Origin of the sequence: Paenibacillus silagei, assembly GCF_017874735.1 — a bacterium.
GTDB classification, from domain to species: Bacteria; Bacillota; Bacilli; order Paenibacillales; family Paenibacillaceae; genus Paenibacillus_AQ; species Paenibacillus_AQ silagei.
This window is the reverse complement of sequence record NZ_JAGGLV010000005.1, coordinates 206,698-228,496: the sequence shown is the minus strand read 5'-3', so window position 1 is coordinate 228,496 and position 21,799 is coordinate 206,698. Positions and strand designations below refer to the sequence as shown.

Sequence of the window (21,799 nt, the reverse complement as noted above, 5' to 3'; positions counted from 1 at the left end):
GTTACTATTAAGCCTCTCTCAATCGTATATAATAAAACCATATGAGAGGAGTTGATCGTATCCTTATTGTTCTGGCAGGACTCCTGCTGCTGCTGCTGATTGCCCAGACTGTGTACCTGCTGAACTACCGGAGACAGGTTGGTCAGATTAGCAGCCAGCTGTCTTTTATTATGGAGCATCAATCCCGTAAGCTGGTAGCGACCCAGTTGAAGCCAAGGGAGATCGGCAGGCTGGTGCGGGAGTGCAATAACCTGTTACGCCGCCAGCAAGCGATGGGAGAACAGTTCAGCCGCAAGAACCAGGAGATGAATCTGGCGATTACCAGTCTGTCGCATGATATCCGCACGCCGCTCACTTCACTGGATGGTTACCTTCAGCTGGCGCTGCAGACAGAGGCGGAGCAGGAGAAGGGGCGGTATGTAGCGCTTGCCCAGTCGAGAATACAGCAGATTATTAAGCTGGTAGAGGAACTGTTCCTCTATACCAAGCTGCAGAATCCCGAGTATGAATTGGAGCTGCAGGCGGTTGATGTGGTGGAGGTGCTGAAGCGGAATCTGTTCACGTTCATTGATGATTTTACCCGGTCCGGGAATGAGCCTGAGCTTCGGCTGCCGGAGCGTTCTCCCCGGGTGATGGGGGATATCCATGCGCTGGAACGAATTTTTACCAATATCATCGGCAACTATTTTATCCACGGCGAAGGCCCGTTGACCGTAGAGGTTGAAGACAGGCAGGAGATGCTGTGTATACGCTTTACTAATCGGCTTAAACCAGGCAGCAGGGTGGATACGGAGAAGATCTTTACCCGCTTTTACAGAGAAGATCCATCGCGTACCCGGCATTCCTCAGGTCTTGGACTCTCGATTGTGAAGGCGCTGATGGAGAAAATGAACGGCGACGCATCAGCCAATTCCGCCAGCGGCATCTTCAGCATTGATATCGAATTCGCAAAAGCGGGAAAGGAGCACCCCCATGGGCATCCCTCTCAATAGTAACAGCAAAAGAATTCTCATCGTTGAGGATGACGAGCATATTAACGCAATTCTGCATGACGGGCTTACCGCCGCAGGCTTTCAGTGTACCCGGGCCTATTCGGGCAGTGAAGGGATGCTGAATCTGGCAGAGCAGGAGTACCACCTCATTGTCCTGGACCTGATGCTGCCCGGATTGTCCGGCGAGGCATTTATGCATCGTTTGCGTGAGGAGCTGAAGTCCCGGATTCCGGTTATTGTCCTCTCGGCAAAGGATCAGCTGGATCATAAGCTGGATCTGTTCACGCTGGGCGCTGATGATTATGTGACCAAGCCCTTTGAGCTGGAGGAGCTGATCGCCCGCATCCATGTCCATATCCAGCGGACAGCTGCCGGTGAGCAGGTGAAGGAGTTCAGGCATAAAAATCTGGTACTGGACTGCACGGCCTACAGTGTCAGAATTCATGGCAGCGTGCTCGCTCTGACCCGCCAGGAATACCGGATTGTCGAACTGTTGGTCAGGAATCCCTCACGCGTGTTCACGAAGCAGGATCTCTATGAGCTAGCCTGGGAGGAGATCTATCTGGGCGAGGACAAGACGATAACGGTACATGTCAGCAATATCCGCAATAAAATCAAAGCGCACGACAGCGAAGCCTATATCGATACGGTCTGGGGCATCGGCTTCCGGCTGAGTCCATGATGAGCTTTGAACTTTCTTAACCTTTTGTTGGCGAACTATTAGTCTTCATCCTGTTAACTTAGGGTAAGGAGGTGGCAGACATGACAGATTGCATCATTGAACTATGCGGAGTGACCAAGATGTACCGATCGAAAGCAGCGGTGAGGAATGCCAATCTCAAAATCTACAGAGGAGAGATTGTCGGCATCATCGGCAAGAACGGTGCGGGCAAATCCACGCTGCTCAAAATGATCAGCGGACACGTATATCCGACCTCGGGAGAGCTACATTTTTTCAACCGTGCGGCGGCGGGGGAGCAGTCTTTTTTCGAGCGGATGGGGGTACTGATTGAGCAGCCCGGGTTATATCCGAACATCTCGGCCTATGAGAACCTGAAGCTGCTCGCCATCGCATATGGTCTAAGTGACAGGGAGACCACGATAGAGAAATTGCTGAGGCTCGTAGGACTGGACCCTAAGAATACCGCCAAAGTCAAAAGCTATTCCATGGGTATGAAGCAGCGGCTGGGAATCGCGGTGGCCTTGCTTGGAAGTCCCGATGTGCTGATTCTGGATGAGCCGATTAACGGGCTTGATCCGCAAGGGATTGTAGAGATTAGGGAGCTCATTCTGGAGCTGAACGCAACGGGTCTGACGATTCTGATCTCCAGCCACATTCTGGAGGAGCTCTCCAAAATCGCCACCAAGTATGCCATTATCCATCAGGGGGAATTCGCCGAGGTAATCTCCAAGGAAGAATTACAGCAGCGCTGTGAGGAACGGATCGAGATTAGCGTGGAGGAAGCCCGGGAGGCTCTCCCGGTGTTGGAGCGCGAGCTGAAGATTACACAATATAAAGTGGTGGACAGCCGTACGGTGTATGTATACGACGAGCATATCCGCATCCGGCAGATCGTCCAGGAGCTGGCGCAGCATGGGATAATGGTAGATTCCATCTCAAGACATAAGCAGAGCCTGGAGCAGTATTTCCTGGAACGCACGGAAAGTGCAGGTGAACGCCATGATTAATCTGTTGCGGATGGACTTCTACCGCTTCACGCGAAACAAGATTATGTACTTGCTGCTGCTTTTGTTCTGTGCCTTTCAGATCTTCGGCATCTATATGATGAAGCAATACGCGCAGCCTGTGGAGGAAGGCGGTGTTCAGATCGGAAATTTAACGGAGATAGACTTCATCCAGTACACGATCTCACAGCCGCCTTCCTGGATGCTGATCTATATCGCCGTGTTCACGATTTATTTCTATATGAGCGAATGGAATTCCGGCTTCCACAAGAATTATATCTCCATGAGACAGGCAAGAATCCACTCCGTCTTCTCCAAAATGGCGATTCTCGCCCTATTCGTGGCAATGCTGTTCCTGACGATGTTAATTGCGGATGGGATCGGGAGAAGGATGTTCTTTGACCAGACGGATATGGGAGATCCAGGCACACTCATTATTCTGCTGGCCAGCCAATTCCTGCTGCACTGGGCGTTCTCCCTGCTTGTTCTCTGCATTGCTATGATGACTAAGAACCTGCTCATCAGCTTGAGCGCCGGCTTCGTTCTGGCCCTGAATGTGATCGGGATGGTACTGGGGGCGCTGGAGAATCAGTTCACAGGCACTCATCTGACGCAATATCTGCTGATCAACACGCTTGTGCGGGTCAAGGATCTAGGCAACATGGCTGACCTGATTCATACATTCGGAGTAGCGGTTGCAGCGATTCTAATACTAAGCTATCTTGCTGTCCGCTACAAAATCAGGGAGGATCTGAACTAGCGTCACTCGCGCCTGAGGGAATCAGATTCTTCTGCATTCCCCGGGCAGCTCCCCGCCCTGAATCCATGCCTCGACCAGCTTATTGAACAGCTCCGGCTTCGCTAGAGAGAGGCCATGTCCCATCAGGGGAATCATCACGCCCATGCAGCGGGAATTCACAGCTACAAGGTCCCGGGCGGATTGCTTCATGACAGATTTCTCACGTTCACCTACAGTAACCAGTATCTTGCCTGTGGCCTCACTGAACCCGGCTGGAATGCGGAACGACATATTCTCTTCCAGCACCCGGATCAGCGTCTTCAGCTCCATCTGCCGGCTCTCTTCAACATACCGTTCCAGGTACTCCTCGCCCAGATAGAGCGTCTTAGCCTGTAGCTTCGCGAACCATCTGTACTTAATCAGCGGAAAAGACAGTCTGACCGCCGGCCCGATCAGCTTGCTGGCGGAGGGAATGGGCCGCACTAACGCGCTGTTGATGATGGCATAATCAATCAGCTCAGGCCTCAGGCCCAGCATCTGAACCAACACCTGTGCGCCCAGCGAGAAGCCGGTGACAACGATCTTTCGCCCCTGAGCCCGCTCCTCAATGAGCAACAGAAGCTCCTCCGCACTGCTGCGGATCGTGAACTCCGTATCCTCCCGGCTGAACCCGTGCCCCGGCAGGTCCGGGACCAGACAATGATACCCGGCGAACGCCGCCACCTGCTTCTCCCACATCCACCCGCTCACACCCCCGCCATGCAGGAAGACCATCAGACAATCCCCATTTGGGTCTCCGTACTCCTGAATATGTATCGCCATCCCGTTACACCTCTTTCTTGTAAAATAGCCACTCCTACTCCTACGTCCCAGTAACAATATGGTCTCATAAGTAGAAACGGCTTTGTCTTCCTTTTCGGGACGGTACCGTTTCAGGGGAAAGTGAAGCTTGGGTTTCGATGTTTATTCAGAACCTTTGAGGGAACTGAAAAGGTGTATCACAAAAAAAGCCCCGGCAGCTTGTCCAAGCGACCGGGTGCTCTATCTATAATACAACCTCTATAAGTTGAATCAAAGAATATAACGAAAAGCAAGAAGGATCGGAGGGGGATTTTGGAACTGTAGGAGCGGTAGCGTCCGCCTTTGTATACGGATTTTTACCGCGAACAGCGGTCTAATCAGGAAATCTGTATACAACAGCGGCCGGAAGTCCAAATATCCTCCGTAGTGACGGCTGAGCTGAGAGCCAGGTTCTTAGATTCAGCTAATCTTAAAACTTAAAGTCTTCATCCCGCAAAGGCTCCACATTCATCGCCCGCACATACCCGTTCCCCTTCTTCGAGAAGAAGTCATGCTGCTTCGTGTGGGTGCTGATTCCGTTCTGGACGATCGGGTTAATCTCTTCCTCATCGAACAGCGGATCATGGCCGAGGTTCATCATCGCCTTGTTGGCATTGTAGCGCAGGAAGGTCTTCACTTCATCCACCAGACCGATCGGTGCGTAGATCTGCTCGGTGTATTGCTCCTCGTTCGCGTGGAGCAGACGAAGCAGGCCGACCAGTGTCTCGTAGACATCGCTCTGGTCTTCTTCGGACAGCTCTTCGAAAATCTCCTGGGCCAGCACGCCGACATAGACACCGTGGATGCTCTCATCACGCAGGATCAGGTCGATGATCTCGCCGCTGCAGGTCATTTTGCCTTGTCCGGCCAGATAGAGCGGGTAGAAGAAGCCGCTATAGAACAGGTAGCTCTCCAGCAGAACCGATGCGGACATCGCCAGATAGAGGTCTTTCTTGGTCTCAATCTTTTGATAATACTCCGAGATCGTCTGGGCCTTGAACTGCAGGAACGTATTGTCCTCCACCCAGCGGAAAATCCCGTCAATCTGCTCGGTGGAAGCCAGTGTGGTGAAAATGCTGCTGTATGACTTCGCATGAATCTGCTCCATCATGCCCATGAAGCCAAGGACCGCCTTGCGCTGCAAGCCGTCCACATGCTCCATAATCTGTGGCATCCCTACACCGCCCTGGATCGTATCCAGCAGGGTCAGTCCGCCCAGCACCTTCATATAAGAGTCCTTCTCGGTCTCACTCAGCGTGAGCCAGGACATTTTGTCATCGGATAATGGAATTTCGTCGTCGGTCCAGAACTGCATAATATTCTGGTTCCAGAACATCAGCGAGAAATCGTCGTCGGGACGGTTCCAGTTCACGGCTTGGATTGCGCTCATAATCGTATATTCTCCCTTTCTGTACCTGTGCCCCTCTTAGATGGAGCAGGCCAGGCATTCCTCGACAGACAATTTGTTGGTCCGGGTGTAGTACAGGGATTTCAGCCCTTTGTGCGCCGCATACAGGTAAGAGCGGGCCAGCTCACGGGTTGTAACATCACTGTTCACATGGAGAACCGTTGAGATACCCTGGTCGATATGAGGCTGAATCTCCGCAATCAGATCAATCACCTTGAACTGGTCCATCTGGTAGGCGGATTTATAATAGAACACATTGTCCGGACGCAGGTAAGGCATCGGATAGTAGGTGGTCGAGTTAGCATACGTGCGGGTCTCGATCTGCTCTACAATCGGCATGACGCTGGAGGTCGCATTCTGGATGTACGAGATGCTGGCAGTCGGTGCAATCGCCAGACGGTAAGCATGGTACAGGCCGTGCTTCATCACCTTGTCACGCAGCTCTTTCCAATCCTCTGTAGTAGGAATGTAGATGCCCGCGAACAGCTCCTGGGCTTTTGCCGTAACCGGACGGTAGTCTGTAGTTATATAACGGTCGAAATACACGCCGCTGGCATAGTCGGACTGCTCGAAGCCATAGAAGGTCTCGCCGGTCTCAGTGGCAATCTCCATACTTTTCTCAATCGAGTGATAGTTCATGGTCATGAAGAAGGTGCGTGCGAAATCACGGGCCTGCTCACTCTCATAAGCCACCTTGTTCTTGGCGAAATAGCCGTGCAGGTTCATTACACCCAGACCTACGGAGTGCATTTCCTTGTTCGCTTTAGCTACGCCCGGAGCGTTGGAGACAGTAGTCATATCGCTGACAGCCGTCAGTGCCAGCATGCCCTCATGTACCGATTCACGGATTTTGCCGTGCTCCATCACGTTCACGATGTTGAGGGAAGCCAGGTTGCAGCTGATATCGCGGCGGATCTCGTCCTGCTGACCGTAGTCGTTAATCTCTGAAGTCTCCTGCAACTGGAAAATCTCGGTGCACAGGTTGGACATCTTGATCTGGCCCACATTACGCAGGGCATGGGCGTTATTGGCATTACTCTTATTCATAATATACGGATAGCCCGATTCAAGCTGGATCATGGCGATCTTGGTCAGCATGTCGCGTGCGCTCATGGCGATTCTTTTCTTCACGCGCGGATCAGCAAGCAGGGTATCATACATGACGTCCAGATCCATGTCATCCAGGTGCGTACCGTACGCCTGATAGACTGTGTAAGGAGCGAACACATGCAGCGGCTGATTATCCTGCGCGAGCTTGTAGAAGCGGTTAGGCACGATCAGGCCGATAGACAACGTCTTCAGGCGTGTCCGTTCGTCAGCGTTAATCTTCTTGCTGTCCAGGAATTCAAGTACGTCCCAGCCAAAAATATTATAATAAGCCGCACCCGAACCCTTACGCTGGCCCATCTGGTCCGCATAGGAGAAGCCGTCTTCCATGAGCTTCAGGACAGGCATAATGCCTTTGGCCGCATCCTCCACACCCTTAATGGTCTCGCCGCGCGAGCGCAGCTTGGACAGATTGACCGCAACGCCGCCCCCGATTTTCGACAGCTGCATGCAGGTATTCAGCACATAGTTGATAGAATTGAGCGAGTCGTCCATTTCCAGAAGGAAGCAGGAGACCATCTCGCCGCGGCGGCTTTTACCGGCATTGAGGAAGGTTGGTGTCGCCGGCTGCAGGCGCTGTTCCATCATCGAGCGGGCCAGTGTACGGGCCGTCTCCACGTTGCCCCGTCCCAGATGCAGAGCCACTACCGCTACGCGGTCCGGATAATGCTCCAGGTATTGCTTACGGTCATTGCTTTTGACAGCATAATCTGTGTAGAACTTGGAAGCCGCCATATAGGAAGGGAAGCGGAAATTATATTCATGGGCGATCCGGTAGACATCCTCCATCTCAGCAGCGGAGTAGCGGTCGTACAGGTCCTCGTAGTAGTCATTGGCAATCATATAATCAATCTTGGCTTTCGTATCCGTGAATGTCAGGCTGCGCTGATCCACATCCCGCATGAACTCGGCTACCGCCTCCTGGTCCTTATCCAATTGGAAAAAGCCGCTTTCGTCTCTCTTCATCAACATGTTGTTCAATTCAATATGCCGCAACCCGGTCCACCTCCTGTTTTATGCGCTGTACATCTCCGAAGGTTCCCGACAATTCAAACTTGCCGACCACCGGTACGTTGTAACGCTGTGCAATTAAGTCTGCGCTGTGCGCGTATAGCTCGCCCCAGTTTTTGTTGCCGCTCGCGGCGATGCCTTTGAGCCTGGAATGATTTCGTTCAAGGAATGTTGACACCTTCTCTGGAATCTGTCCAAATCCGGTAGTGTATGTAACAAGCACGTAAGGCTCGTCGATCGTCATATGCTCTTCGATTTGAACCGCCGGAAGCTTCAGTTTATTAATGAATCTTCTGACGTTGCCAGTCTTGGAATCGTAAGCAATCAACATGGCTCCTAACCTCCTATAACATGTAGCCCATTCTACTTGACAAGTGAAGAATAGCAGTTTTACTAGATTTATGGGCTTAGCTCTTATATACACTATATTTAGTAATGCTTAATCATTTTATATACCATATATTGAAAAGTCAAGAGACAGACAGACCTCTACGGCCCCTCAAAACAGAGCTTAAAACCGCCAATCCCACGCCCCGCCTGCATTCTATTCTCTTATAATTTATTAGTATTTTTTTTAAGCAATTTGCGGGGCTGCGGAATGGTGCAGACAGGGCCTTCCGGGAAGGGGAAACGGCTGTGATTTTTGAAAGCGTTTAGCCTTCGAGGGATCTGGATTTCATTGCACTTCGTACATTAGATGCTCCTTAAATTTAGGAGGAAGTCAGATCTGTTGTATTTTGTACACTTGATTTCAGCTAACAGGGGCTAATTGAGCAGATTCTTCAAATTCTAATGCAGAAAGTGCAATACTATAAAAAGGGAACCGTTTCTGCCCGCGTGAGTCTTATTGGGTGAGAGGGGAGAGAACATGCAGAGTAAAGAACTAACGTATAGCATGACCTGTGCCTCATCGGTATCGCTTCGCGAGATGATGGAGACTTACGGACAGGATGTTTGGAATTATGCTTTTTTCTTAACTCGCAGCCGGGAGCAGGCCAGCGATATCAGCCAGGAGGTATTTCTTAAGGCCTACAAGAGCATCGGCAAGTACCGGGGACAGGCTACTCTAAAAACCTGGCTGCTGACCATCACACGCAATACCGCATTCAGCTTAAGGCGTAACAGCTTCTGGCGGATGTTCGCTCCGCTGGGCAAACATGAGGACACCCGGGCCTCCCTGTCTGCGGAGAAAGAGGCCATCGGTAATCAATACGCTAACCGCATCTGGGAGATTATCATGGAGCTGCCGGACAAGTACCGGGAGGTGCTGGTGCTGGATATTCAGCAGGACCTGCCGGTGGCAGAGATGTCTGCTCTGCTCGGGATCGCGCAGGGAACGGTCAAATCCCGGCTCGGACGGGCCAGAGAGAAAGTGAGAACGGCGATAAAGGAGGAAGACCTGTGAAGACAAAACAAGAGAAGGAGCAAGTGAAGGTGATGAGCGGGGAGAAGGACTGGTATAAGCAAGCCGGGCGGTACCCGCTTGCAGAGCCTGGATTCACGCCACAGCTCATGGCGCGGATTGAAGAGGCTACGGCAGAAGGCTCATCGGGCAAAAGCGGACTACGCCGCCCGTTCGGGCGGGTGGCCGCCCTTGGCGGATTGGCAGCCATCCTGCTGCTCGTCACGCTGATCTGGCCGTTTGGCCCAGGGGCCGGGCTCGATCCTGCAGGGAGGCTGGCAGCGGTCTTTAAGCCTGGCTCGGGAGCGGCTGTGGTCCAGCCTTCGGCATCTCCGAACGCAGCTTCTTCAGCGTCACCGCAATCCTACAGCCCGCCGGTTGGTTCTGCGGAGTTCGAGCTTGGCGGAATGAAGTATTACATGCCCCTACCGATGAACAGAGACAAGTCGCGCGCGCGTGCTGTTGAGACTAACGCCGGGATTGTCTGGTCGCCGCCGCCGCCGATGGTCAATTACAGCAAACCCAAATACACCCATCCTACGGAACCTTACACCTTGTATCTGTCTCCAATAGGCCAGTCTGAGCTATCTGAAGCTACGGCTAAACGGATCTATACCTTACCGCTATATGCTGGCGGCTCGCAGCGTTATTATGAACTTACGGGGATCTGTGACGGAGGTGACTATGTAGTGCTGGGTATCGGAACGATCACCTTGGGGAAGGGCATAGGAATGACACCTGAAAAGTTATCTGTTCTGAATTTAAAATCAGCCGCAGCAGGTGAAACAGTAACCCCGCAGGAACTGCTGGATTTAAGCAGCTTAGATGACAAATATACCGTGTACAGATCTTTTATTGCTTTTGACAAATTTAACAGCGAGATGCTGCTTGTATATTATACGAAGAATGGTAATAACGGTTATGATATGCATGGTGCATTATACGATCTTGCTACTGGAGCGGTACAGAATATAAGCAGCAAAATAGGCATCAACGTTCAAGGCCAGCAGCAGACAGCTATTTATGAAGTGAACGGTAAGAAGCGGAAAGCGGATATCGTCTTGCTCCTCGGCCAGCAGTGGTATTATGAATGGTTTTATCAGGAACACGGACAGCAGATTGATCCCGCTAAGACAGGGAAGTGAGCGTTCAGTGTTTGCAGCATCTAATAGAGGAATCCTGGTGAGGCTACGGGGTTCTCTTTTTCTGTCTGCTGCTTCATTCCATTCCCTATAGATAATTTACTAAAAAAAAGCTATACTTTTTGATAATATCTCTAAGTAAACCTGATTTATGTTTACTTCTGGAGTTCGATATCGAAGAGTGGAGCGGGATCAATGAAGAAGCTGACTATTGAGGATGTGGCTAAGAAAGCGGGCGTATCGAAAAGCACAGTCTCGCAATTTTTAAATAAACGGTTCAAGTATATGAGTGAGGCGACCAAAAACCGCATTGCCGAGGTTATCGATGAGCTGAATTACCAGCCCAACGGACTTGCCCGCAGTCTCAAGCAGAACCGCACGCATATGGTTGGCATTATTGTGGCCAATATAGATTATTCGCTGTCCATTCAGTGTATCCGGGCCATTGAGAATGAGCTGCAGCGCCATGGGATTCAGGTGATCATCTGCAACTCGGACGAGAATGCCGATAAGGAGAATACTTATGTGGAGACGCTGGTCGCCCGTCAGGTGGATGGCCTGATTATTTTTCCGGCGGGAGATCAGCCTGCGCCTTACACCAGATTAATTGAAGCGGAATATCCGCTGGTCTTCATGGACCGGCTGGTTGACGGGATCACGACCCAGAGCCTGCTGCTGGATAACGAGATGGCGGTGAAGACGGCTATCCGGGAGCTGACCGGCCACGGCCATGAAGCGATTGCTATTCTATCCCTGCCGCTTGGCGTACATGCGATTACCCCGCGCAAAGAGCGAATGAGCGGGTACAAAAAAGCGATGGAGGAAGCGGGTCTGCCGCTGCTGGGTTCGTATATGCGAAGTGTGTCACGCGAAGACATCGCATCTGCACTGGACGAGCTGCTGCAGCTTCCCGAGCCTCCAACAGCGCTGCTTGCCGCCAATGATCTGGTGCTGGGCGAAATTCTTAAATATGCGAACCGCAATGCCATTGCGATCCCCGGCCAGTTGTCGGTCATCGGCATTGACGATGCCGAATTCGCCCGGATCTATAATCCTGATATTACAACGATCCGCCAGCCGGCTTACGAGATGGGGATGCAGGCGGCCAAGATCATGCTCTCTTTGATCAACGATGCGGACAGCGCGATGCCCATCACCTACAGGTTCCCGCCTTCCTTGCAGCAGGGGGAGTCGGTGCAGCCGCCGGCTAAGCCGGAATAGAGCAGGTCGGGGCGGCGAAAGGTCCATCTTGGTGACAACATATAGGAAATCTGCTCAGGAATCCACGGCTTTACGGACCCAGGGAACGTTATTGTGCGGAAAAGAAGGGTTTTGTAAGTTTTACGGACTCAGTGGGCCGTTAAATTGCTATTTAGGGCGCTAGATGCCCACGAAGTGCGGCTTAACGTCATCTGAGTCCGTTAGGCTTGCTATAGTGCAGCAATTCCCCAAATAACGGCTCTCCGGTCCGTAAGTCTATAGTTTGAGAGCAGGATTATGTACATTGAGCAAGACTATGTACTTTGCCGCGCGAACTGCTGGGAATGACGACTTGCCGGTTCGCAGGAACAATGCTCGGATGAAACTGACTTATCGTAACTGAGCTGTAACTGAGCCATAACTGAGCCATAACTGAGCCATAACTGAGCCATAACCATGCTGTACTACCTGCAATTCAGCCACACCTCTCTCACGCTACATATACAAAAGGGTGTCCCAGCCGTCTGTCGGCTCAGGGACACCCTTTTTGCTGTGCTAATGTGTGTTCATGCTGAAGCCTGGCTCTGCCGGCAGCAGAGCACCTGCTCTTTGGCTATACGCCTGCGCTCATGAACTCCTCCAGCCGGGCACGGGTGGGAAGGCCATCCATATCGCCAGGCGACATCACGGCGAGTGCGCCGATCGCATTGCCGCGCTTCACGGCTTCTGCTACGCTGAGCTTCTCCAGCATAGCGCTGATCACCCCAACCGCGAAGCCGTCTCCGGCACCGACCGTATCGACAACCTGCTCGACCTTGAAGCCGTCCACATAACCTTCTTCACCAGCAGAGGTCTTGTAGTAAGCGCCCTCAGGACCGAGCTTAATCACTACAAGGGATACGCCGCGCTCCAGGTAGTACCCGGCAATCTCCTCCGGAGTCTCAAGACCGGTGAGAATCTTGCCTTCTCCGTGTCCGGGCAGGAACCAGTCGCAGCGGGTAGCCAGATCGTTGATCGTATTAACCATAGTTTCGGTGTCTGGCCACAGGGTCGGGCGCAGATTCGGGTCCAGTGATACGGTCTTGCCGCGCAGCTTCATGAACTCCATGGCATGCAGCGAGAACTCGTGACACGAAGCCGAGAGTGCGGAAGAGATGCTGGTCACATGCAGATGGCCTGCGGAAGCGAAGTAATCTTCATCGAAGTCGGCGAGACTCAGCTTGGAGGCGGCGGAATTTTTGCGGAAATACTCCACCTTGGGATCTCCAGTGAGTACCTTGGATTTGATCAGCATGCCCGTGGAGAATTCCTTGGTCGTTGTGATGCTCGCGGTATCGATCTTCTCCTTGTTCAGCGCCGAGGTGATGAACTGGCCAAAGTTGTCTTCGCCAAGCTTGGTCACATAACCGGTCAGATGCTCCAGCCGTGATAATCCGGTGGCTACATTGCTCTCCGCACCTGCCAGCGCCTTGGAAAAGGAAGTGACCTCATGCAGGGGGCCGGCTTCATTGGCGTAGAACATAGCCATCGGCTCCCCGAAGGTGACTGCATCCAGCTGTTTATTCATGAATAGTTCCTCCTAAAAGTTTTGATAGCATACACTCCTTGCGTCTTCTTCGCAAAACTCGCTTCGGAAGCATAGCAGGGGTATAATTAGATCCTAGTTTATGGTTTGGAATAGAATATAAGTTGAAATTATCACATAAAACGGTTTTGTACAATATAGCAATGCTCATTCTGCGGGCTTATTTTGTATAGGAAACAGGGGGATACATTCGTTTATCCTTGATACATAAGCGTTTTTGAATATTTTCGAAGGATTGATAACGCTTCCTGAATAAATATATATTGACTGTTAGCGGCAATGTTATTACTATTTTATTAGAAGGATAAAGCCTGATGTTAGTAAAATAGATAAATTAGTTTATCTAAATTATTATTCTTATGAATATATAACCAGAGAGGAAGTAACAATCATGAAGAAAATTAAAGTATTACAGAATATTACCTCTGTTGGCGTAGTAGCCGTTATCCGCGCGGATAATGCCGATGATGCTTATGCCATGTCGGTGGCTTGTATCGAGGGCGGACTGAACAATATCGAAGTGACCTTCACGACTCCGGGAGCCGAAGTGGCGATCAAGCGCTTGGTGGAAGAATACGGGGGCCGCGCCGTGATTGGTGCCGGTACTGTGCTTGATCCGCTGACGGCAAGAATAGCTATTCTGGCTGGTTCGGAATTTGTGGTCAGCCCGTCTTTTGAAGAGGATACTGCTAAGATGTGTAATCTGTACGGCATTCCTTACATGCCGGGCTGCATGACGCTGAATGAGATGAAGGAAGCCCTTAAGCTGGGTGTGGATGTGCTGAAGCTGTTCCCTGGCAGTGCGTTCGGACCGGACTATGTCAAGGCGGTTAAGGGGCCGATGCCGCATGTCAACATTATGCCTACCGGCGGCGTGGATCTGAACAATATGGAGCAATGGATCAAGAATGGCTGCATCGCTGTCGGCATCGGCGGCAACCTGACCGCACCGGCCAAGGAAGGCCGCTATGACCAGATCACAGAGCTTGCTGCTCAGTATGTAGCGAAGTTCAAGGAGATTCAAGGCAAGTAAAATACATGTACAACAGAAATGTCTTGCCTCTATGGGGCAGGGCATTTTTTTGTTGAATGTAGATATGTCTAAATGATGGAATTGCTGCCGCTTCGGGCAATACTTATAATAGAGGCAGAGTGCAGAGGCGCCTGCGGACATTGAGAAGTATACCTGAAAGGTGATGCCATGACTGGCGACGATCTTCGCAGCAAGCTGTACCCGACACTGGTAGTGGAAGAAGCCGATTATGTGGAGATTCGAACTGCAGTCCACGGCTGCAGGGTGAGCGCGGGAGCCATGTATAAACTGTATCGTAACTATAATCATCCGCAACTTTTTGAGCAGGGAGAAGTATATGTGCTTGATGATGACTCCAGGGAGAATTATGCTGTGCTCCTGGTGTGCGCAACTACATTATATACATTAGAGGAGCCGTCTCGGTCGTAGCGTAAGTCAGGTACGGGACGGTCTGCTTCTCATGTCATTTCTGTAACCAACTTCTATGAAAAGAGTATTTGAATGATAGCAGCATCCCTTGTATGCTTAGTAGGGATTGTGGACTACAAGTAGAAACGGCTTTGCTGTCCTTTTTTAGGACGGTACCGTTTCAGCGAGAAAGATAAGGAACATTTATGCGCGAAGCATATCGTTTTTATCTTTTAAAATAATCATTACAGGCTTGCAACAAATTCGCAGTCTTGCGCGTCAGTAAGATTGCATAGAGAGGGGGAACCTTCGTGGTGGAGCAGGGACTCATCAGAGCCGCTCAAGCGGGCGATCGCGACGCTCTAATCACCCTATTGCGAGAAATTGAAGGGCATGTATATAAGACGGCCTTCTACATTCTGCATAATGAACAGGATGCTCTGGATGCCTCCCAGGAAGCGTTGATCCGGGTGTACACCAAGATCGGCTCCTATGAGGAGAAGGCGCAGTTCAAAACATGGGTTCAGCGAATAGTAACCAACATATGTATAGACAAATTCCGGAGAACGAAGCCTACCGTTTCTATCGATGAACACGAAATGGTGTTCCAGGATAAAAAACATAACGTAGAGCGCGAAGTGATGTCGGGTTATCTGGCGGAGGATATCCGCGAGGCCATCGACCAGCTTCCGGAGCATCACCGGACGGTAATCGTGCTTCGCTATTTACAGGATTTTTCTTACAACGAGATTGCAGACTGTCTGGATCTGCCTCTGAACACGGTCAAATCGTACCTGTTCCGGGCGCGGCAGCAGCTGCAGAATAGACTTCAGGAGTATCAGAAAGGTGGTGTGTCAGGATGAAGTGCGCGGAGGTGATGGAATGGATGCACCGCTATTTAGATCATGATCTCAGTCAGGAAGAAATGCTTGAAATGTTCCGTCATATCGATGATTGTCCTTCCTGCGCGGAAGTCTTGGACCGGCTGACGCTGCTCTCCCAGCAGCTGGAGCAGCTTCCCGATGTGAAGCCCCCCTTCAGTCTGGTTGACTCTATCCTGCCTCAGCTTGAACAGCTGGACCGCGGTGTCCCGGAAGAGCCTGCCGTAATGGAGCCGGAAGATCCGAAGGTTATTCCCTTCTCCCGTTCAAATAACCGGGGCAAGAAGTCCAAGGGCCCTTCACTGGCTGCGCGGACAGGCATTGGTGCTGCGGCGGCAGCGGTGATTCTGCTCATCGCCGTATTCAATATGCCGAAGAGTCTGCCAGGCGCAGACTTGGATATGTCATCCCAATTAATGAGCGGCGGAGCGGCGAACTCCAGCATGAGTACGGAGAGCAGTGCAGACGCCCCGCAGGCGGACGGACAGAATAACAGCGGCAGCAGCAGTGATCTTAATAAGATGGATCAGGCCACGCCTAGTGAATCTGCAGACGTTAATTTGAAATCTGCACCGCCTGCTCCCAGTGAGGGTGCTGATCAACCAGCCGCAGCCGGCGGTGGTATGCCTTCAGACAAGGTGCCTGCGGTAAGCGAAGCTCCGATCAGCAACCGCGCCGCTACTTCGCCTCCGGCGGACCGCCCCAAGAGCACCAAGAAAGCGGATGGCCGGTCGGCAGAGCCCCAAAGCACGACGTCGAGTGCGCCAACACAAGAGAATATAGCGGATGATAAGGCGGCTGCGGGGGATGAGCGGATGGCGCCGACTTCAGCCCCTACAGAAGGAGCCTTGTCACTGATGGCTGCGCAGGCCTCGTGGACTTCACCCGACGGGCAGCATATGGCTGAGATGACTGGCCAGCATGTTGTAATCTATAGCTTAACCGCAGAAGGAGAAGAACAACAACGAACAGTACTAACTTCGCTTCCTTTGGAGGGGAACTGGGTCTCCGGTGTGTGGTCGGAAGACGGCACCCAGTTCACTTATGTGCTACAGCTTGAGGACGGTACGCAGACGACGAAGGTATACACGGTTCCGGCAGAGAGCGCAACACCTGCTCCATCCGCTTCTCCGGCTCCTGCCAACTCTTCAGCGCCTACCGCTTCTCCGGCGGCGTCTGCTTCACCGGTCACCAGCCCGGCTATTACCCCGGACGCGGCAACGTCCGATAAATAACCGGAACGTTCTTCCGGCCTGCGGAATATGCTAAGGCAAGAGGACATGAATTACAGGCTATGCGAGTATCATCGGTATGACCGGCGGCCGGGAGAGTTTCTAGAGCTACTCCCTCCGTCGTTTATATAGATGCGCCGCTGAAACGGAGTAACTTTGGCCCTGGCTGCCGAGGTTGCTCCGTTTTGGCTTGCGCCCCGGTCAGGACAAAGTCATAATGGTGATACCTATGTTTTCAGCCGATTTTTTGTTAAAATGTACGAATGTATGTGTCTGATACGGACCAGGCAAGTAAATGAAAAAGGAAGTGGCGGGATGGATGCCAAAACGGCGGCCAAAGACATCAAGCAAGGAAAGGTCTCTCCGCTGTACCTGCTGTACGGCAGTGAGAAGTTCCGGATGAATGAATTCGCGGCCATGCTGGAGGAACACCTGATCCCCAAAGAAGACCGCGATTTCGCCGTGATCCCGTTCGATCTCTCCGAAACTCCGGTTCAGGCGGTCATTGAAGAGGCGGAGACGGTTCCGTTCATGGTAGAACGCAAGCTCCTGCTGGTGCGGGATGCGGCTCTGTTCACGGCAGGCAAGGAGAAGGCGAAGCTGGAACATAACGTGGAGATGCTGAGCGAATATATGCAGCATCCTGCCGAGTTCAGTGTGATTGTATTTATGGTGAACGGCGACAAGCTGGATGAACGTAAAAAAATCGTCAAAAGCATCAAGACCGCCGGCACCGTGCTGGCCTTCAACCCCCTGGGTGCGGAGGAGCTGCTGCGCTGGGTGGAGAAGGGCTTCCGCGAACGCGGCTGCTCCCTTGCGCCGGGGACAGCGGAGGTTCTGATTGCAAGCAGCGGAACCGGACTCCAGGGTCTGTCTGCAGAGATGGACAAGCTGTGTCTGTTCGCCGGTACTGGCGGGCGGGTGGATGCGGCAGCGGTGGAGAGTCTGGTCCACCGGGGGACGGAGCAGAACATCTTCACACTGGTGGAGGATATTGCGAATCTGCGCCTGGACAAGGCACTGAATACGCTCTATGAGCTGCTCAAGCAGCGGGAGGAGCCGATCAAGATCGCTTCGCTGATTGCCCGGCAGTTCAGAATCATCCTGCAGGTCAAGGATCTGTCAGCCCTTAGCTATTCGCAGGGACAGATTGCCTCCCAGCTCGGACTGCATCCGTATGCAGTGAAGCTTGCTGGAGAGCAGGCTCATAAGTTCGGAAGCCAGCGGCTGCGGCAGATCCTGAGTATTCTGGCGGATCTGGACTATCAGATGAAGACGGGAGCTGTCGATAAGGTGCTGGGGCTGGAGATGTTCATGCTGCGCCTTGGAGCCTGAATAGAGCGGCCTTACATGGAACGAATCAAAGAGCCTGTCCACCCGCGTGTGTCATGGGATGGACAGGCTCTTTGATTGTACAGCGGAATTCAATGAATGAAGCTAACGAGCATAAAAAAACCTAACCGTATGCAGCATAGCGGTCAGGTTCTTCAGTGCTCGTTATGATTGTCGCCCTTGGCTTAGGCTTGAGCCTTGAGAGCGTTCAATTTCTTAGCCAAGCGGGATTTTTTGCGGGCAGCCGCATTTTTATGAACCAGGCCTTTAGTTACAGCCTTGTCCAGCTTTTTGGAAGCCGCTTGGAAAGCAGCCTGAGCTACTTCAACTTCCGTACCAGTCACTGCTACATCAGCAGTTTTCACAGCTGTACGAAGAGCGGACTTCTGGGAAGCGTTCAGTGCACGGCGTTTCTCGATCGTCTTGACGCGTTTTATCGCGGATTTGATATTTGGCATTGCATTCACCTCCTGAAAGACATTCGAAATCAACAAATGATTCACAACTTAAAATAGTTTAGCATGAAGGGTAGCAAAAAGCAAGATAAAAAGCTTTGTAATTCCCTTAGAGCGGTTTGTATAAACGGAGGCTTTCTCTCGCACACTATCAGCAATATGCAAAAGGAGGCTGAACTAAGAATGGAACTGGATCTTCAGCTGTATTCGGTACGTACGGACTTGGCGGTGGAAGCGAAGGAAATGGCAGAGCGGCACGCCAATACGCCGATCCCGGGTGTCAATGAGGAAGTGGAAGAAGCGGACGGCATCAAGGTCACGAGACTTGCTGTAGCAGACCTTGCCGGTTCTCAGGCGATTGGACGCGCTATCGGCAATTACGTGACCCTGGAGGTGCCTGGGCTGCGCGGAGGGGACACCGGGCTGCAGCAGAAGGTCTCCACAGTGTTCGCCCGGGAATTCGAGCACTTTCTGGATGAAATCGGCATTGACCGCGATTCCAAGGTCCTTATCGTAGGCTTGGGCAACTGGAATGTGACGCCTGACTCGCTCGGCCCGCTGGTCGTTGAGAATGCACTGATTACCCGCCAGTTCTATGAGCTGGTGCCCGACCAGATTTCGCCCGGGTACCGGAATGTCAGTGCTATTGCTCCCGGAGTGCTCGGCCTGACGGGGATTGAATCCAGCGAAGTGGTACAGGGGATTGTGGACCGCACCAGCCCGGATGTCATTATAGCCATTGATGCGCTGGCCTCCCGTTCACTGGAGAGGATCAATACCACCATCCAGATTGCGGACATCGGCATTCATCCCGGCTCAGGGATCGGGAACAAGCGCAGAGGGCTGACCAAGGAGGTGCTGGGCGTGCCCTGCATCGCCATCGGCGTCCCGACGGTCTGCTATGCTTCCACCATCGTCAACAATGTGCTGGAGATGATGCGGACCCATTTCGGGCAGATGGCGGACGGCGGTGCTCACACCAAAGAAATTATGGGTCTCCTTGACGATATATCTGAGCAGGAGCGTCTCGCCCTGGTGAAGGAAGTGCTTGAGCCGCTGGGGCATGACCTGATTGTGACCCCCAAAGAGATTGATGAATTCATTGAAGAGATCGCCAACATTGTGGCAAGCGGACTGAATGCTGCACTCCATGAAGCGGTAGATCCGGGCAATGTCGGAGCTTACACTCACTGATCTGTCACTTATCACCTCGCCCGCACCGTCTGCTATAACGCAGAACTGGTGGCGGGCTTTTTGCAATGCTGCCGCTTCACTTCTCTATCTATTACTCCCTGCTATCTCTCATTCTGTGGTTCTAGCACAACCCTTCCGCTCATAGATTTGGAGTATGAGAGATTACAGAGGGCTTAGAGGAGGACATAACAATCATGAACAGAAAATGGTTTCAGCTATGGAATATAGGGCGGCTGCGCGGACGGCTGATGGATATTCTGTCGCTGGGAAGGACGATGCTGCTGCTGGCCGGAGGTTCGCTTGTGTTGTTCATGCTGCTTGGAGCTGGCGGATTGGCCGGGCAGAAGCTGAATTCTTCGCCCATTCCTTCCATGAAAGGTCTGGCGGCTTCGCTCTCCAGTGGATTCTTCATGGAGCTGCTGGGTATGGAGGTCCCCCATCTGCCGAAGGGCGAGGAGCCTTCAGCCTTCTCCGGGGACAAGGTGACCTCCTTCGTATTCCGGCTGCTTACCAGTGTTGATCCTGGTGATCCCAAGAGTCTGGTCTCCCGTGAGATGCCCGGACTTGCTGCCGATGATCCCTTCCTGCTGCGGCAAGGCTCAGGGGGAAGTACAGGAGCACCGGCCGATTATCATCCGGGGGGCGATGAACTGGCCACCGGGGAAGATCCCGGAGCAGGGGGCGATCCTGGAGCCCCGCCGGATTCAGGGAACGGTACTGAGGCTGGTAATGGCCATGACAGCCCGGGGGAAGGCGTGGTAGAGCCCGAGGCTTCGCCTGTCCCTGACCCGTCCGGTACAGAACCTGACGAGGGCTACTCCGGAAGCGGAGATGCGGAGAATGGCACAGGAGATACTTCGGTCAAGCGTATTCTCGTTTATCATTCCCATCCCCGGGAGGCCTATAATCCGCTGCTTGGCGCACAGAGCGACAACCCCAGCTCGGCAGTCCCTTCCAAGAATGTCATGCTGGTAGGCTCCTATATTGCCAAGAGGCTGGAAGAGCGGGGGATCGGAACTGTCCATGCCCAGGAGGACTATGCTACAGAGGTACCGGGCTACAACTGGAACTTCTCTTATAAATATTCACGTATGACTGTGAAATCGGCCATGGCCTCCAATCAGAACATGAGTGAGCTGATTGATATTCACCGTGATTCGCAGCGGCACGGCAAAACAACAGCCTTGATTAACGGGAAAAATTATGCCCAGGTATATTTTATTTTGGGGCATGCGAATAAAAACTGGAAACAAAACGAGGCCTTCGCCAATAAAATCCATCAGCTGCTGGAGAAAAATTATCCTGGAATTTCACGCGGGATATGGGGGAAATCGTCCGGAAACGGGAATAATGGGGAATATAACCAGACGTTGTCCCCGAACAGTGTGCTGATTGAGGTAGGCGGAATTGACAACAGCGCCGATGAGCTGAAGCGGACGGCGGATATTCTGGCGGATGCCATCGCTGATGTGTACTGGAGCAGCCGGGATGCCGAGAAGGCAACTGCGCCAGATCAGGGCAGTACGCAATCTGGAGGCACCGGGGCAGAGACATCAACAGGTTCCTGAACGGATTATAGCTGAAAAGGAGCGGAGAATATGACACGGTTCGGTAAAAAGCTGGTAATGGTCGGAATATGGGCGGGCGTGGGGCTGCTGATCGGACTGCAGTTCGGCGGCGGCGGTTCGGGAGTCTCCGGTATACTGCCGGACTGGAGTAAGCCAGCCGGGAGCAGCGCGCCTGGACAGAACGTTACGGCCGGAACTGCGTACGTTCCGGCTGCCAGTACAGCCCCGGGCGGCCAGGCTTATGTATATGTGCCCGTGACTATTGATCCCGTAACGGGCGCTTACACCATGCTGCCCATGAAGCAGCCGGTTGCAGGTACACAGGCGCAGACGGCTGACGGCACGGGCAGTCTCCCGCAGCAGGAGGTGAAGGACTACTCTGCGCTCAGTCCTGAGCAGATTCTGATCCCGGAGGAGCAGAAGCCGACTGTGGATGTGCTGGCGGATAAGACCGCTGGCCTGCTCCAGCAGGCTTCGCAGAAGGGCATCCGCTGGGTGGTCTCCCTCTTCGACTCGTCGGAGGAGTGAGCAGGAGCTGGGCTGGAACGAGGTTTAGCACAAAAGCGGCTGCGGATGATGGAAGT

General features: G+C 52.6%; 21 protein-coding genes. 15 read left to right on the top strand and 6 right to left on the bottom strand.

What is annotated here, in order from left to right; all coding sequences use genetic code 11:
* The first annotated feature begins 41 nt into the window (after positions 1-41).
* From J2Z70_RS09985 to J2Z70_RS09970, 4 genes are all read left to right on the top strand, one after another.
* On the top strand, positions 42-992 hold the full coding sequence (locus J2Z70_RS09985) for a sensor histidine kinase (RefSeq protein ID WP_209872209.1): 951 nt from the start codon (positions 42-44) through the stop codon (positions 990-992).
* Positions 973-1,674, top strand: a complete 702-nt coding sequence (locus J2Z70_RS09980) for a response regulator transcription factor (protein WP_209872206.1) — start codon at positions 973-975, stop codon at positions 1,672-1,674. Before J2Z70_RS09985 ends, J2Z70_RS09980 begins: the two co-directional genes overlap by 20 nt.
* 80 nt (positions 1,675-1,754) lie before the next feature.
* Entirely contained in the window at positions 1,755-2,681 is a 927-nt protein-coding gene (locus tag J2Z70_RS09975) for an ABC transporter ATP-binding protein (RefSeq protein ID WP_209872203.1), read from the top strand.
* Positions 2,674-3,438, top strand: a complete 765-nt coding sequence (locus tag J2Z70_RS09970; RefSeq protein ID WP_209872200.1) for an ABC transporter permease — start codon at positions 2,674-2,676, stop codon at positions 3,436-3,438. The genes J2Z70_RS09975 and J2Z70_RS09970 overlap by 8 nt, the downstream gene beginning before the upstream one ends.
* A gap of 21 nt (positions 3,439-3,459) precedes the next feature.
* On the opposite strand, the gene J2Z70_RS09965 is transcribed toward J2Z70_RS09970, so the two are convergent.
* From J2Z70_RS09965 to nrdI, 4 genes are all read right to left on the bottom strand, one after another.
* Positions 3,460-4,239, bottom strand: a complete 780-nt coding sequence (locus J2Z70_RS09965; RefSeq protein WP_209872197.1) for an alpha/beta fold hydrolase — start codon at positions 4,237-4,239, stop codon at positions 3,460-3,462.
* 448 nt (positions 4,240-4,687) lie between these two features.
* Entirely contained in the window at positions 4,688-5,647 is a 960-nt protein-coding gene (gene nrdF / locus J2Z70_RS09960) for a class 1b ribonucleoside-diphosphate reductase subunit beta (RefSeq protein ID WP_209872194.1), read from the bottom strand.
* Between the two features lie 36 nt (positions 5,648-5,683).
* Entirely contained in the window at positions 5,684-7,768 is a 2,085-nt protein-coding gene (gene nrdE / locus J2Z70_RS09955; RefSeq protein ID WP_209872191.1) for a class 1b ribonucleoside-diphosphate reductase subunit alpha, read from the bottom strand.
* Positions 7,755-8,114 (bottom strand): class Ib ribonucleoside-diphosphate reductase assembly flavoprotein NrdI, encoded by a 360-nt coding sequence (nrdI, locus tag J2Z70_RS09950; protein WP_036732265.1) that lies wholly within the window; start codon positions 8,112-8,114, stop codon positions 7,755-7,757. The genes nrdE and nrdI overlap by 14 nt, the downstream gene beginning before the upstream one ends.
* Before the next feature lie 537 nt (positions 8,115-8,651).
* Between nrdI and J2Z70_RS09945 the strand changes: the two genes are divergently transcribed.
* The 3 genes from J2Z70_RS09945 (at position 8,652) to J2Z70_RS09935 (ending at position 11,548) form a co-directional block, all read left to right on the top strand.
* Positions 8,652-9,188: an RNA polymerase sigma factor gene (locus J2Z70_RS09945; RefSeq protein ID WP_209872188.1), complete on the top strand. Its 537-nt coding sequence runs from the start codon at positions 8,652-8,654 to the stop codon at positions 9,186-9,188.
* Entirely contained in the window at positions 9,185-10,330 is a 1,146-nt protein-coding gene (locus tag J2Z70_RS09940; protein WP_209872185.1) for a hypothetical protein, read from the top strand. Before J2Z70_RS09945 ends, J2Z70_RS09940 begins: the two co-directional genes overlap by 4 nt.
* A 192-nt stretch (positions 10,331-10,522) precedes the next feature.
* Positions 10,523-11,548: a LacI family DNA-binding transcriptional regulator gene (locus J2Z70_RS09935; RefSeq protein WP_036732257.1), complete on the top strand. Its 1,026-nt coding sequence runs from the start codon at positions 10,523-10,525 to the stop codon at positions 11,546-11,548.
* Between the two features lie 592 nt (positions 11,549-12,140).
* On the opposite strand, the gene J2Z70_RS09930 is transcribed toward J2Z70_RS09935, so the two are convergent.
* A complete protein-coding gene (locus J2Z70_RS09930) occupies positions 12,141-13,094 on the bottom strand; it encodes a sugar kinase (RefSeq protein WP_209872182.1) in 954 nt (317 codons plus the stop codon).
* Between the two features lie 409 nt (positions 13,095-13,503).
* Between J2Z70_RS09930 and J2Z70_RS09925 the strand changes: the two genes are divergently transcribed.
* From J2Z70_RS09925 to holA, 5 genes are all read left to right on the top strand, one after another.
* Entirely contained in the window at positions 13,504-14,145 is a 642-nt protein-coding gene (locus tag J2Z70_RS09925; RefSeq protein WP_209872180.1) for a bifunctional 2-keto-4-hydroxyglutarate aldolase/2-keto-3-deoxy-6-phosphogluconate aldolase, read from the top strand.
* A 168-nt stretch (positions 14,146-14,313) separates the two neighbouring features.
* Positions 14,314-14,574, top strand: a complete 261-nt coding sequence (locus J2Z70_RS09920) for a hypothetical protein (RefSeq protein ID WP_209872177.1) — start codon at positions 14,314-14,316, stop codon at positions 14,572-14,574.
* 290 nt (positions 14,575-14,864) lie between these two features.
* The gene (locus J2Z70_RS09915; protein ID WP_036690462.1) at positions 14,865-15,416 is read left to right on the top strand and encodes an RNA polymerase sigma factor; all 552 of its coding nucleotides are present in this window, start codon (positions 14,865-14,867) and stop codon (positions 15,414-15,416) included.
* Positions 15,413-16,669: an anti-sigma factor family protein gene (locus J2Z70_RS09910; RefSeq protein WP_209872174.1), complete on the top strand. Its 1,257-nt coding sequence runs from the start codon at positions 15,413-15,415 to the stop codon at positions 16,667-16,669. The genes J2Z70_RS09915 and J2Z70_RS09910 overlap by 4 nt, the downstream gene beginning before the upstream one ends.
* Before the next feature lie 312 nt (positions 16,670-16,981).
* Positions 16,982-18,001, top strand: a complete 1,020-nt coding sequence (gene holA / locus J2Z70_RS09905; RefSeq protein WP_036732248.1) for a DNA polymerase III subunit delta — start codon at positions 16,982-16,984, stop codon at positions 17,999-18,001.
* A 182-nt stretch (positions 18,002-18,183) separates the two neighbouring features.
* Here the strand turns inward: holA and rpsT are convergent, their stop codons facing one another.
* Complete coding sequence (gene rpsT / locus J2Z70_RS09900) at positions 18,184-18,456, bottom strand: 30S ribosomal protein S20 (RefSeq protein ID WP_036732246.1); 273 nt, start codon at positions 18,454-18,456, stop codon at positions 18,184-18,186.
* A 180-nt stretch (positions 18,457-18,636) separates the two neighbouring features.
* Between rpsT and gpr the strand changes: the two genes are divergently transcribed.
* The 3 genes from gpr (at position 18,637) to J2Z70_RS09885 (ending at position 21,743) form a co-directional block, all read left to right on the top strand.
* Positions 18,637-19,647 carry a GPR endopeptidase gene (gpr, locus tag J2Z70_RS09895; RefSeq protein WP_036732245.1) on the top strand — a complete coding sequence of 337 codons (1,011 nt, stop codon included), beginning with the start codon at positions 18,637-18,639 and terminating at the stop codon, positions 19,645-19,647.
* 194 nt (positions 19,648-19,841) lie between these two features.
* Positions 19,842-21,215: a stage II sporulation protein P gene (locus J2Z70_RS09890; RefSeq protein WP_209872171.1), complete on the top strand. Its 1,374-nt coding sequence runs from the start codon at positions 19,842-19,844 to the stop codon at positions 21,213-21,215.
* Between the two features lie 30 nt (positions 21,216-21,245).
* Positions 21,246-21,743, top strand: a complete 498-nt coding sequence (locus J2Z70_RS09885) for a hypothetical protein (protein WP_209872168.1) — start codon at positions 21,246-21,248, stop codon at positions 21,741-21,743.
* The last annotated feature ends 56 nt before the right edge of the window (positions 21,744-21,799 follow it).